We start from the raw sequence: 12199 nt of genomic DNA, 5'->3' as shown, positions 1-12199 counted from the left end.
GGACTGTTTTTATTCCCCCACTTTTCTATATCATTTGTCTTAAATCCATGATTATGTAGTGTTTGAGGATATTATGTTAGGAGGCTTTTCCCAACCATTTCTTTGGGCTTCTCAATTCCGAAGAAATCCAAAACCGTTGGAGCTATGTCCATAAGGTTTGCATTCTCAATATTGACATTCTCAAATCCCCATAAAATCAGTGGAACTTTCATAACTTGTTCATTCATTGAGCCATGCATTGCCTTAACCCAGTAACTTGTTCCCTTGATGCCTTTACACTTCGCATGGCTGCAGAACCAGTACCCCTCTTTAGCTGAAACTATTAGCTCTCCACTGTTCGGCGTATTTAAGTGAGGCAAATCTTCTTTGAAAAAGACGTGCTTAATTCCTGGCGCTTTTAGTAAAACTTGATAAGCCTCCTCAGCTTGGTTCGGGTCCTTTAGGTAGATATGCACTCCCCCACCCGAGGAAACACGAAGTGTTTCAATACCATGCTTCCTCAAATAAGTCTTGAGGTTTACCCAAGTGTGAACGTTCTCTTGCCCGTGGTCTGCAAAGATAATGAAAGCGTATTCATATTTCAGTTTTTCCCAAATCAGCTTGAGCATCTCGTCAACGGTTTTTACAGCTTTTAAAGCCTCTTCGCTCTCAACACCGTAATCGTGCTGCATTCCGTCAATTGAGCAGAAGTGAATCAGCAATAAATCAGGCTTGCATTCATAGTAAAGATACAACGCTGACTGTGCAACCCAAACATCTTTCCTCCAATCCCTTCCATGCTGCCTGTAAAGCTTGTCATCACTGAAGAATGGTGGGAAAATCCTCACGTTGGTTCCGCTGAAAGGTGGCATTGTATAGCCGCTAACAGAAGCGCTCCTTATCCCTTTTTCCCTAAGAATATCAACAATCGTTCTGGCCTTTATAACTTTATGGGGATTAAAGGCAACCTCATAATCGTAGAAGTTTATTTTCCTGTCAGCTAAGCGGTCATAGTAGCCATTCTCAACAACACCGTGGTCTTTTGGATAAACGCCAGTCATAACAGAGGTGTGGACTAAGTCAGTAAGAGTGGGAAAGATGGAGTCAACTACCTCAAAGGAGCCCTCTTCAATCAAAGTCTGGAGGAAGGGCATGTGCTTAAGGTTGTAAACTCCATTCCCATCGAGACTTATTAAAGCAAGCTTTTCTTTCATGAAAGCACCTCAATTAGCTGTCAGCCTGACGTGCAGTCATCACCACTCAGACCTAGCGAACTTCATCATCTAAGAGTTTCTGGGCATCATGAAATTAAAAGTTTTTCAAAAATTCATCAAGTGTCATCTGTTTCTTCCGCATCTTTAAAAGCCAGCTTTTCTCGAGATATTTCTCAAGAGGATGTTCTAAAAGCTTTCTAATTTCGTTCAAAGCTTCTTGCAGTGTGCTGAATCTTCCGACTAGATTTTCCAATGCCTTCTTAACTCCTAATCTAATCTGCCATACTCCAACGGGAGCATAATATTTTGGTGTTACCTCTCTGAACACTAAAATCCTTGCTTGCCTTTCCCTATTCCTTAGGAATTCAAGGATACTTAAGCGGGCTGCATAATAGGCACCAGTGGTTTCCTCAGCATAGCCTTTAATACCTCTCCAGTCCTCATAATCGTGAATAACTTGAGGCTCTTCACTTCCAAACAGCGAACCCTTAAGCCACACCTCTAAGAGCTCAAATGCATAACTCTCTGGCATCAAAAGCACAGCGTATCTGTTTCCAAGGAATTCGTAAAAGTAAAGCTCGAACTCGTTTATTGTATCGTACTTTAGGATTTCCTTTCTCAAATGATTTCCGATTGTGTCTTGAACTGCTGTAATGCTCCATCTAGTTGGTACAAGCTTTTTGCTAATCCCTAACAAACCAGCTGAGAGCAGTCGTATAATGTAATACTCGTCAAATCCCCAAGTGTAAAGCCTCATAATGGCTTCTTCAGCCTTCAGTTCATCGCTTACGACATAGTCAGTTTTCCTTGGGATTCTTGGATTCTCTGTAAGTTCAAAGTCTAAGAGTTCAGCTTTTGGACCGATAGGTGGAGCAAACTCATTTGGCAGAACTTTTAAAATCGGCTTCCTCTTGAGAAGAATTTCGCTATCTACTGGCCTTATTGACATTGCCAACTCTTGAATTTCGCTCAGAATTCGCTGGCTTTTGCTAACTTTCACATTAGCTTTCGTTTCTCCCATAACCAAAAGTGAGCGGTATTTGAGAATGTCATTTATTGTTTTGTTCTCCCATTTAAGGGGATTGTCAAGATAAGATGTGTTTCCTTCAATTGGTGGCACAAGAGGGCCAATTCTAACCTTTGGATATCCAAATTCTCCAACGAATATGCTTGGCGGTGAAGAGCCAAAAATCTCTCTTCTGTTTACAATTCTCTCGACACTCTTGACTACTCTAAATCTCTCAAGAATTGGACATGTGGGCCTACCGCAGAGCAGTTTACGACCTTTGCACAATGCACATAGCTTTGAGTTGAAGAGCTGCATCACTATTTAGTTTGGTCACTGGTATTTATAGTTGCCTCCTCCAAAAAGCTTAAATACCCACTGCTTATGAGTAATAACCGTGCCGCGGTAGCCTAGCCTGGTAGGGCGCCGGCCTGCTAAGCCGGTGGGCGTAGTCCCTCCGGGGTTCAAATCCCCGCCGCGGCGCCAGCTTTACTTCTCTGGGTCAAACGCCGGGATAGCCTAGAGGTGAGGCGGGGGACTGCAGATCCCCTTTACGGGGGTTCGAATCCCCCTCCCGGCTCCATACAAACTTTTGTCGGCTTGATTGAACTTCCATCGAGAGTGCCGTTTTTGGGTATCTCACCTAAAGAAGCATCCTTTGGGTGCCAAAATAAGCAAGAAACTATCTCAAGAGCTGAATTTTAATAAAAGTTCCCACAAAATTGGCACTTTTTGATCCGTTTGATTAAACTTCCCAAAGTTTGCTGTACTCTCGAAATCATATAGTAGAACTTTTTGCCTTAATACAAAAATTTACATCAACTTTAAACCAGATCCAGTTAAAGGCAACAGTACTTTTGAACCTTTTTTAAATTCATCTCTCTCAAGAAGTTTTTTAAATGCGGCAAAGACGACTGCAGAAGTTGGTTCAACTAAAAAGCCCATTGAAATGAGATCATTAAGGGCTTTGTCAATTTCGCTATCTCCTACTGATATGCAGAATCCCTTAGTTTCTCTCAGAGCTTTGAGCATTTGCTCTTTTCTTGGAGGCTCTGGAATCGCTATTCCCTCTGCAAGCTTGCTTTTCCTTTTGCTCCGCTTGCATAAGCTTTCATAACCTTCAGCTTGAACTGCAATTAACTTTGGCATTTTGGCTTTTCCAAAATTGTTGAGTTCTTTAAATCCTTCATACAGTCCTAAAAATAGTGTCCCGCTTCCTGTTGGAACTAGGGCATAATCAACTTCTCCAATTTGTTCAAAAATCTCATATGCAGCAATTTTCGTACCCTCTAAGAAATAAGGATTATACCAATGCGAAATATAAAATGCACCTTTGAATTCACGAGCCTTCCAGTGTACATCCATTCTTGAGCCTTTGATTTCATGAATTTCAGCCCCTAAGAGCTTTAAAATCCTTTTCTTCCCTTCGTTTGTGTGTTCTGGAATAAATACATGGACTTTAATCCCTTCAGCTTTTCCAAAGAGTGCAAAACTTATGGCTGCATTCCCTGAAGAGTCTAGGCTTATCTCTTTGATTCCCTCTTCTTTCAGCTTTGCAATTGTTACGTAAGTTCCTCTATCCTTGAATGAGCCAGAGGGCATCAAATATTCAAGCTTGAAAAGAACTTTCACATTTTCAATCTCTTTTTCAACAGTTGGGGTTATTGGAAGGATTAACTTTGGAAGAAAGTCCTCATTGATGAGTAAGAAGTTCAAGTAACGTCTCACATCTAAATATCTCTCCTTCAAAAGACTTTCAAAGCTCTCCCTAAACTCTACTACAACATCGAGAAGTCCACCACATTCACAAAGCATACGAAACTTTTCATAGGTTTTTCCGCATTTTTGGCATTTTAGCATGTACTCACCACTGAAATTTATGCGAAGACTTTTATTTGCTTTTTGCAAAGCTTATGGTAGGGTGATGGAAATGAAGTTTGTATCAGCAGATAGACCCCAAACTGAGGAAGGATATCAATACCACATAGCATGTAAGCCGGGGGATGTAGCAAGATATGTTTTATTGCCTGGAGACCCAGAAAGGGTGCCTAAAATAAGTGCTCTGTGGGATGAGGCAAGGGAAATAGCTTTCCACAGGGAGTACAGAACACACACAGGAAAATATAAGGGAGTTCCAATAAGTGTAACCTCAACAGGAATTGGAGGTCCATCAACAGCAATAGCAATTGAAGAATTGGCAGCTATTGGTGCTGACACCTTCATAAGGGTTGGCTCAACTGGGGCAATTCAGCCAGGAATAGAGATTGGCGACTTAATCATCGCAAAAGCTGCCGTTAGGTTGGAGGGAACATCAAAGCAGTATGTCAGGGTTGAATATCCGGCAAGCGCTGATTTGGAGGTTACTTTGGCATTGATTGAAGCTGCTGAGACATTAGGAGTTCGCTATCATGTAGGAATTACAGCATCAACGGACAGCTTCTATGTTGGTCAGGCAAGACCGGGGTTAAATGGCTATTTCCCAAGCTTTGCAAAGCATCTGATTGATGATCTAAGACAGGCAAAAGTCACGAACTTTGAAATGGAAGCGGCGACACTCTTTACGTTGGCTAACATCTATGGTCTTAGAGCTGGCTGTGTATGTGCAGTCTTTGCTAATAGAGTTACCAATGAGTTCGGAAAAGCTGGGGAGAAAGAGGCGGCATTAGTTGCAAGTGAAGCCGTAAAAATTTTGGCAGAGTGGGATGAAGAGAAGGAGAAGAAAGGAAAGAAATACTGGTTCCCAAGCTTGAGGAAGCTTTAGCTTCTCTTTTTGACTTTAATTTCTTGGCATGTGAAGTTTTGACTTTGAGCAAAACATTGTAATCCGAGGATAACTTTGCATGAGGTAAACGAACTTCAATCAGATCTTCTCAGAAAAGTTTGTGGTGCGGTGGCCGGGATTTGAACCCGGGCCCGCGGCGTGGCAGGCCGCTGTCCTAGACCAGGCTAGACTACCACCGCACAGCCCGTTAGATACTAAAATCTGAGTGGGTTTATAAGTTTTTCGCCAGCAAACTTTATAAAGAGCATTTTTAAAAACCCAATGGGCGTGCCCCGGTGGCCTAGTCTGGATAGGGCGCGAGGCTGCGGACCTCGAGGTCCGGGGTTCAAATCCCCGCCGGGGCGCCATTCTTCTAAACAAAGTTAAAAGAAGAAGCTAATCTCCAGTTGCACCTTTTAGGGCATCTTTGCACATGCATCTTCTCTCTTTTGGAATGTACTCAATTGCTTTCATGAGAAGATACTTTATTTCCTCGCTCTTCTTTGCCATTAATTCAACGACTTCTGTATGGGTCAGTTTCTGAGGACTTATTCCGGCAGCAAAGTTCGTAACTATTGCGACGCTTGAATAGCACATCTCAAGCTCTCTTGCCAAAATTGCCTCTGGACACTGGGTCATACCAACAACATCTGCCCCTAAAATTCTTAATGCCCTAATCTCGGCTCTTGTCTCAAATCTTGGTCCTTCCATACAAGCATAAGTACCCTTTGGATGATAGTTAAAGCCAAGCTCCTTTGCTGCTCTGATGAGGGCATTCCTAATCTCTGGACAATATGGTTCAGTGAAATCTACATGGGCAACAAATTTTCTGTCATGCGGTGAATCTTCCCCATCATAGAATGTGTATACCCTGTTCTTTGTGAAATCCATAAGCTGGTCAAGAATCACAAAGTCTCCAGGCTTCATTGCTTCGTTCAGCGATCCCACAGCCGAGGTTGCTAAAATTCTTTCAACTCCAAGTTCATAAAGCCCCCAGATATTTGCGCGGTAGTTTATTTTATGCGGTGGGACACTGTGCTTTTCTCCGTGTCTGGCTAAAAATGCTATCTCTTCCCCCTTATATGTCCCTATTTTCACTTTGATTTTTCCGTAGGGAGTGTCTACCTCTTCTTCTCTTATGTTTTCTAAGAGCTTTGGGTCGTAAACTCCAGAACCCCCAATAATTGCTATCCTCACCATTCTGTATCACCTTAAGAGAAAAGTACAAGAGAAAGTTTAAAAAGGCTACCATAGTGCTTTCTGCTCCTTAGCTCTCCTCTCTAGATCATCTTTAATCTCTTTACTTCTGGCAAGCTCTAGTATCTTCACAAGCATTTCCCCAAGAAGCCATGAGCTCCATTTGGGATCTTTGACCTCTAGTGCAGTGTCAATAGCTCTGTCGATGTCTCCCTCTTTGAGCAGGTTCACAGCTATGCTTCCAAATGCTAATGAGCGCAAATGATTATCTATTATCCTGTGGGCAAAGTGGAGGGCTTTGTCATACTCTCCAACCTTCGCCAAGAATGTTACAACCTTTACGAGAATTGGCTCGTAGCCCGTTCTTGCACCAAGAGTCTCTACAACATTAATATATTTTTTGTCTGGTTTTTCTAGGAACTTTGTTAGTAGGAATTTAGCTACAGGAATGAACTCTTCTTTGTCTAGATGAAGCATGAGCTCCCTAAGTAGTTCTTCATTGTCAATAATTCTGGCTGAAAGCTCGATCAATGTTTTAATTCTTTCATTGGGAGGCATTTTCCTGAGGATTTTCATTACAGGGTCTATTTCCCCTGAACTTCCAAATCCCACAAGCAAATTCCTCAAGGCATCAAAACTTAGCTCATCAGACATGCTCAGTGCAACATCCACGAATTTTTCAAAAGTTGCTTTTGGAGCTTTGTAGTTCTTTAGATAAATTGCAATCTCTTTCATAGCTTCATTTATCCAATACTTGCTTTTTAGGCTTTGGAGTATTTTCATTGCACTCCCAAATTCCTCTCTTTTTAAATGTGCTTTAAGCACTTCAATTGCTGCTATTGAATACCACGGCTCCTCACTTATGTTTTCCAGAATTAAATGGGCTTTTCTCACGTTCCCTCTGTTTACATATGAAATAAGCAATCTGAGTAGAACTTCGCTTTTCCTAACTTTATCCCTTATCTCAGATGCATAGAAAAGAGCATCATCATACTGCTTGAGTTCTGATAACGCATTAATTATATCCTCAATGAGCTCATCATGTACTGGATTTGGAAACGGTTTTATCATTTCAAATGCTTGATGGAAAACTTTACTTGATGCGGGGATTTTTGCTTTTCCCAAATGTCTGGCAATTTCGATGAGAGTCCTTACTATCAAAATTGGATTCTCAATGTGCCTTGTAGTTTCAATTGCCTTGGTGAACGCTTTTTTGTATTCCTCGCTTCTGAGAAGAAACAGCTCATAACCGAGTCGGGCATATGTGATTGCTCTAAAATGGGGATCCTTTATCATAGATGCTAGTTCGAGAACTTCTTCGACTAATTTCTTGTTGACCATAATGTCACCAGATTAAATCTTTATGAAGATGATATTTAATAATTTTCAAAATCAAGTTGAGAACAGTAGAAAAGCTTACGGCAAAAAACGAAAAAGTCCAAATCAGCTAAGGTCATCATACACGATACTCACTGTTTCACCATCATCTAGGGCTACAAAGCTAACCTTGACTTTTTTTCCTGTTTTTGGGTCAATAACAATGAAATCGGGGTTATCAAGGTATTTGCTTGATGGCATCTTCCAGACATCGCTGTAATGCTTCTTTAACTCTCTCATAAATTTGTTGACATCCTTCCTAATCACAGCTGGCATAGGTATCACCATGTACTCATACAACCTTGAAGTATAAAAAGCTTTTTAATCGCTATTCGTCAAACTTAATATCGACAATCGTCTATTTAAAGAGTCTTGCAAACCATTGCACCCTGGGGGACACTTAACTCTCTTGCAACAGGCTTACATTTTGCTTTTAGAAGGAAGAACACTCTGTTATCTTTGATTTCACTTAAAGTTTCAAAGTTTCCTTGGCCTTTTGCAATTATAACATCAGCCTTGTCGAAGATCTCAAGGAATCTCTTGCTGACTCTGCCAATTGGGACTCCAACTATCCTAGTCCCAGTTGATATCACTTTTCCCACTTCGTCCAATTTGGCCTCTTTTAGATCGTTGACAGTTGCGTCGTTGATTATAGCCCCTTTTTTTCCGGCAATATAAATTGTTAGCTCTGGAAACTCTTCTTTAATTTTCTCTAATAACAACTTATCAAAATATATCTCTCCACAATTGTCCGTTAAATATAACAAAATTTTTGCTCTTCTCAGCTTTTCAAACAGCTTTTCACTCTCGTCAATGTGCAGTTCTTCTTTTAGCATTTCCAAAATATCTTCTTCAATTTTTTCGGGTTCATACCCAACAGCAAAGTCAATCACATTACCGGCTATTGCTAATTTAAGTGCAGTTCTTAGGTCAATTTCGAGCTTTTTCTTTAGGTTTTCTACAACTTTCTGCGCAAGTTTGTTTGATTTGTCTTTGTATTCCTTAAATGGGTCATCAACTCCTAAATACTCATAAAGCTCAAGAAAGATATCGCTTCCTACAATAGCGGGAATGGACTTTTCATTAAAGTATTTTGCAAAAAGCTTTGCAGAAAATATCATTGCCTCCTTTCTTTTTTCCAAATCATTTGTGCTGAGTTCAGCTATCTTTTGGCATTGATTAATTTGACAGGATAGGCATTCGTAGTGCACTTTCATTTCTTTTCACCCCCTCTTCTTCCTACGTTGTACTTTTTAAGTTTAAGCCCTCTATTTTTTGGCTCTCTTTGTAAGATAAAAATGAAATCCTAAGAATTTTAGATGTTAAGGGGAATAATTCAAAATTCTATGCTGAAGATCCTACCATAATGTAATAAATATTTTTAAGTCAGCTTAACCGAACATTTGTTCGGTGATGAAGCAATGGAAGTTATAGAGAACGCCGAATTTGGGAAGTTTCACTATAAGCTTTTGGCAATTTTAGGGACAATATGGGCGTTTATAGCCATCAATACTCTCTCTGCAGCGTTCATAATCCCATTATTAAAAAAAGAGCTAGCATTTCAAGGAAGCCTAACAAAGCTTGGAGCTATGGGTTCTGCTGCCCTTTGGGGTATGCTGCTTGGAGCATGGTTCTTTGGAATTCTAGCGGATTACATTGGAAGGAAGAGGAGCTTGAGCTTAGCAGTTCTGACGTTTGGTCTGGGATCAATAGCAAGTGCCTTTGTTCAAAGCTTAGATCAGCTTATCATTCTCAGATTCATAGTTGGTCTTGGTTTAGGTGGTTCTCTCCCAGTCGCGAGCTCATACTTTGCTGAGTTTATGCCAAAAAAGATTAGAGGAGCTATGATTTCAATCTTAGAGAGCTTTTGGGCGATTGGTACTATAATAATTGGAATTGTTGCTTTAATAGTGAAGGCAAACTGGAGAAGCATACTTCTATTTGGAGGCGCAATTCTGTTAGCGTTACCTCTCTTGGCTACACTACCAGAATCCCCACGCTTCTTGCTTCTCAAAGGAAAGATCAAGGAAGCTGAAGAAATAATAAAGAAAATCTTTGGAGTTTCCGTAAAACTGGAAATGCCTAAAGAGGAGCACAGAAAAATCACTATTGCAGAGCTCTGGAGCAAATATGCAAAGATAACGTTCATGTTAACAATTGCATGGTTTAGCATTGCATTTGCCTATTATGGCTTTTTCATATGGCTCCCAAAGTTCCTTGCATCAACCCTTAACATTACGGTCTTTAAGAGCTTTCAGTACTTTATAGTCACTGCAGTTGCTCAGCTACCGGGTTATTGGAGTGCTGCATATCTCATTGAGAAAATTGGAAGAAAGAAAACGCTTTCAAGTTACCTCTTCCTATCAGGTCTAGCTGGACTCTTATTTTACAAGTTCGCAAGCTCTGGAAACGCCTCAATGATACTTTTAAGTGCTGTATTATTCAGCTTCTTCAACTTGGGTGCATGGGGAGCAATCTATGCATATACTCCGGAGTTGTATCCAACAAGTGTTAGGGGCACAGGAACTGGATGGGCTGGGGCCATGGCAAGAATAGGCGGTGGATTAGCTCCAATAATTGCTGGAAGAGTGATGGAGATTTCAACAGTTGGAGCAGCAGTGCTTATAATAGCAGTAATTTCAATAGTGGGAGCTTTGGCTATAGCAGTACTCGGAAAAGAAACGAAAGGAAAATCCTTAGAGTAGCTTCTCTACATATTCGAGCTCCTCTGGCACTGGTTTCTTCTTTTTCTTTTCCATTTCTTTGATGATCATGTAACCGTGAAGGATTGGTAACCATTCCATATCTCCCACCTCCTTTTTCTTTTCCTCTCATACTCAATAATTATTAAATATTTCAATCTTAAAAGCTTTGTGCGTTTCAAAATGGCTGTAAATGTCCTTCTCAGCTCAAAACTCTCGCAAAACAGCTGGGATGTTCGATTTTTAGATTTGATGAACCTATTTGAACATAAAAAAGAGCTAAAATAGTGCTGTTTGTTAAAAATGTATTCATTAATACAATTTGGAAAAACCTAAGGGTTATAAAGTTGGTAGCACTCTTTCTTATGGTGGGAAGAGATGGCTTTAGAGAGTTTAGGCAGGGCATTGAATAATGCATTAAAAAAGCTTGCACGTGCAAGTTCTGTTGATGAGGCATTGGTTAAAGAAGTTGTGAGGGACATTCAGAGAGCTTTAATAATGAGTGATGTTAATGTTAGACTTGTTCTTGACTTAACTAAAAAAATCCAGAAGAGGGCTTTAGAAGAAAAGCCACCAGCAGGTGTTTCGAAGAAGGAGCACATAATAAAGATCGTTTATGAAGAACTTACAAACTTCCTTGGAAGAGAGGCGAAGGCAATAGAAATTAGAGAGAAGCCAACGATTTTACTTACTGTAGGTATCCAAGGTTCTGGTAAAACAACAACTGTTGCTAAACTTGCCAGGTATTTCCAAAAGAGGGGGTATAAAGTTGGATTGGTGTGTTCTGACACTTGGCGTCCCGGTGCTTATCACCAGCTTAAGCAGCTAGTTGAGCCTTACGGGATTGAAGTTTTTGGTGATCCTAACGAGAAGGATGCCGTTAAGCTCGCTAAAGAAGGAGTTGAGCATTTCAAGCATAAAGGGGTTGACATAATCATAGTCGATTCAGCTGGAAGGCATAAAGAGGAGAAGGGCTTAATTGAAGAGATGAGGCAGATAAGTGAAGCAATAAAGCCTCACGAAGTTATTCTCGTTATAGATGGAACAATTGGACAGCAAGCTTATAATCAGGCTCTGGCATTTAAAGAGGCGACCCCAATAGGTTCAATCATAGTTACAAAGCTCGATGGTTCTGCAAAAGGTGGCGGTGCTCTTTCTGCTGTCGTTGCAACTGGTGCTCCAATAAAGTTCATCGGCGTTGGTGAGAGAATTGACGACTTGGAGCCTTTTGATCCGAAAAGATTCGTATCAAGACTCCTCGGCTTGGGCGATATTCAAGGACTTTTGGAGAAGTTTGAAGAGCTGAGTAAGGCCCAAGAGTTCAAAGAAGAGGATTTAGAAAAGTTCATGCGTGGAAAGTTCAATCTAAAGGACATGTATGCCCAACTCGAAGCTATGAGCAAGATGGGACCACTAAAGCAAATCCTCCAGATGATTCCAGGGCTGGGGTATTCTCTGCCAGATGACGTGGTTCGTGTGAGTGAACAAAGGCTTAAAAAGTTCAAGGTTATTATGGACTCAATGACTGAAGAAGAGCTCGAGCATCCTGAGATCATCAACTATTCACGTATTAAAAGGATTGCTAGGGGTTCCGGCACTACAGTAAAAGATGTCAAAGAGTTACTTGAGCAGTATAATCAGATGAAGAAATTCTTTAAGAGCATGAACAAGAGAAGTCTTAATAGGATGATGAAAAGATTTGGTATGGGAGGATTTGGCATATGATGGAGGCATTTGTTTTGATTATTGTAAAGCCGGGGAATGAGGAAAAAGTATACAACAAGCTTAAGGACAATCCAATGGTGAAGGAAATTTACAGAGTTTATGGAGAATATGATATTGTCATTAGGGTAGAGGTCGGCAGCATTGCAGAGCTTGATAAATTCCACGATGAAGTTCTCAGAAAAATAGGTGATATAGAAATGACAGAGACGTTGATAGCAAGTTCATATAGAACCTAGGA

At 40.6% G+C, this 12199-nt stretch carries 11 protein-coding genes and 4 tRNA genes; 7 read left to right on the top strand and 8 right to left on the bottom strand.

Annotated features, from left to right (window positions below):
• Positions 1-71: 71 nt before the first annotated feature.
• The gene (locus E3E24_RS05400) at positions 72-1193 is read right to left on the bottom strand and encodes an alkaline phosphatase family protein (RefSeq protein WP_167885384.1); all 1122 of its coding nucleotides are present in this window, start codon (positions 1191-1193) and stop codon (positions 72-74) included.
• 94 nt (positions 1194-1287) lie between these two features.
• Positions 1288-2520, bottom strand: coding sequence for an Nre family DNA repair protein (locus E3E24_RS05395; protein ID WP_167885385.1), 1233 nt, complete (start codon positions 2518-2520; stop codon positions 1288-1290).
• A 78-nt stretch (positions 2521-2598) separates the two neighbouring features.
• Between E3E24_RS05395 and E3E24_RS05390 the strand changes: the two genes are divergently transcribed.
• Together E3E24_RS05390 and E3E24_RS05385 are read left to right on the top strand one after the other, a co-directional pair.
• Positions 2599-2685 (top strand) — tRNA-Ser (locus E3E24_RS05390).
• A 22-nt stretch (positions 2686-2707) separates the two neighbouring features.
• Positions 2708-2782 (top strand) — tRNA-Cys (locus E3E24_RS05385).
• Positions 2783-3012: 230 nt separating this feature from the next.
• Here the strand turns inward: E3E24_RS05385 and E3E24_RS05380 are convergent.
• Complete coding sequence (locus E3E24_RS05380; protein ID WP_167885386.1) at positions 3013-4059, bottom strand: pyridoxal-phosphate dependent enzyme; 1047 nt, start codon at positions 4057-4059, stop codon at positions 3013-3015.
• Between the two features lie 64 nt (positions 4060-4123).
• Here E3E24_RS05380 and udp point away from each other — a divergent pair, with 64 nt between their 5' ends.
• Positions 4124-4960 (top strand): uridine phosphorylase, encoded by an 837-nt coding sequence (gene udp, locus E3E24_RS05375; RefSeq protein ID WP_167885387.1) that lies wholly within the window; start codon positions 4124-4126, stop codon positions 4958-4960.
• A gap of 122 nt (positions 4961-5082) precedes the next feature.
• Here the strand turns inward: udp and E3E24_RS05370 are convergent.
• Positions 5083-5160: transfer RNA gene (locus tag E3E24_RS05370), tRNA-Gly, on the bottom strand.
• Between the two features lie 90 nt (positions 5161-5250).
• Between E3E24_RS05370 and E3E24_RS05365 the strand changes: the two genes are divergently transcribed.
• Positions 5251-5328: transfer RNA gene (locus E3E24_RS05365), tRNA-Arg, on the top strand.
• Between the two features lie 28 nt (positions 5329-5356).
• On the opposite strand, the gene mtnP is transcribed toward E3E24_RS05365, so the two are convergent.
• The 4 genes from mtnP to E3E24_RS05345 form a co-directional block, all read right to left on the bottom strand.
• The gene (gene mtnP, locus E3E24_RS05360; protein ID WP_167885388.1) at positions 5357-6160 is read right to left on the bottom strand and encodes an S-methyl-5'-thioadenosine phosphorylase; all 804 of its coding nucleotides are present in this window, start codon (positions 6158-6160) and stop codon (positions 5357-5359) included.
• A 45-nt stretch (positions 6161-6205) separates the two neighbouring features.
• The gene (locus E3E24_RS05355) at positions 6206-7498 is read right to left on the bottom strand and encodes a hypothetical protein (protein ID WP_167885389.1); all 1293 of its coding nucleotides are present in this window, start codon (positions 7496-7498) and stop codon (positions 6206-6208) included.
• A gap of 102 nt (positions 7499-7600) precedes the next feature.
• Positions 7601-7810 (bottom strand): hypothetical protein, encoded by a 210-nt coding sequence (locus E3E24_RS05350; protein WP_167885558.1) that lies wholly within the window; start codon positions 7808-7810, stop codon positions 7601-7603.
• A gap of 86 nt (positions 7811-7896) precedes the next feature.
• Positions 7897-8751 carry a damage-control phosphatase gene (locus E3E24_RS05345; RefSeq protein WP_167885390.1) on the bottom strand — a complete coding sequence of 285 codons (855 nt, stop codon included), beginning with the start codon at positions 8749-8751 and terminating at the stop codon, positions 7897-7899.
• A gap of 204 nt (positions 8752-8955) precedes the next feature.
• On the opposite strand from E3E24_RS05345, the gene E3E24_RS05340 reads away from it, so the two are divergent.
• The 3 genes from E3E24_RS05340 to E3E24_RS05330 all read left to right on the top strand — a co-directional run bounded on the left by E3E24_RS05340 (position 8956) and on the right by E3E24_RS05330 (position 12197).
• Complete coding sequence (locus E3E24_RS05340; protein WP_167885391.1) at positions 8956-10239, top strand: MFS transporter; 1284 nt, start codon at positions 8956-8958, stop codon at positions 10237-10239.
• A gap of 375 nt (positions 10240-10614) precedes the next feature.
• Complete coding sequence (locus E3E24_RS05335) at positions 10615-11961, top strand: signal recognition particle protein Srp54 (RefSeq protein WP_167885392.1); 1347 nt, start codon at positions 10615-10617, stop codon at positions 11959-11961.
• A complete protein-coding gene (locus tag E3E24_RS05330; protein WP_167885393.1) occupies positions 11958-12197 on the top strand; it encodes an Lrp/AsnC family transcriptional regulator in 240 nt (79 codons plus the stop codon). The genes E3E24_RS05335 and E3E24_RS05330 overlap by 4 nt, the downstream gene beginning before the upstream one ends.
• Positions 12198-12199 lie beyond the last annotated feature (2 nt).

This window comes from Thermococcus sp. LS2, assembly GCF_012027375.1.
Taxonomy (GTDB): Archaea; Methanobacteriota_B; Thermococci; order Thermococcales; family Thermococcaceae; genus Thermococcus_B.
Note: the sequence above shows the minus strand (reverse complement) of the source record. Positions and strands in the feature narration are given on the sequence as shown.

Excerpts from the sequence above, each read along its gene's own strand:
- mtnP (WP_167885388.1), bottom strand. The coding sequence starts at position 6,160 with ATGGTGAGGATAGCAATTATTGGGGGTTCTGGAGTTTACGACCCAAAG.
- E3E24_RS05335 (WP_167885392.1), top strand. The coding sequence starts at position 10,615 with ATGGCTTTAGAGAGTTTAGGCAGGGCATTGAATAATGCATTAAAAAAG.
- E3E24_RS05380 (WP_167885386.1), bottom strand. The coding sequence starts at position 4,059 with ATGCTAAAATGCCAAAAATGCGGAAAAACCTATGAAAAGTTTCGTATG.
- E3E24_RS05340 (WP_167885391.1), top strand. The coding sequence starts at position 8,956 with ATGGAAGTTATAGAGAACGCCGAATTTGGGAAGTTTCACTATAAGCTT.
- E3E24_RS05350 (WP_167885558.1), bottom strand. The coding sequence starts at position 7,810 with ATGCCAGCTGTGATTAGGAAGGATGTCAACAAATTTATGAGAGAGTTA.
- E3E24_RS05355 (WP_167885389.1), bottom strand. The coding sequence starts at position 7,498 with ATGGTCAACAAGAAATTAGTCGAAGAAGTTCTCGAACTAGCATCTATG.
- udp (WP_167885387.1), top strand. The coding sequence starts at position 4,124 with ATGGAAATGAAGTTTGTATCAGCAGATAGACCCCAAACTGAGGAAGGA.
- E3E24_RS05330 (WP_167885393.1), top strand. The coding sequence starts at position 11,958 with ATGATGGAGGCATTTGTTTTGATTATTGTAAAGCCGGGGAATGAGGAA.
- E3E24_RS05345 (WP_167885390.1), bottom strand. The coding sequence starts at position 8,751 with ATGAAAGTGCACTACGAATGCCTATCCTGTCAAATTAATCAATGCCAA.
- E3E24_RS05400 (WP_167885384.1), bottom strand. The coding sequence starts at position 1,193 with ATGAAAGAAAAGCTTGCTTTAATAAGTCTCGATGGGAATGGAGTTTAC.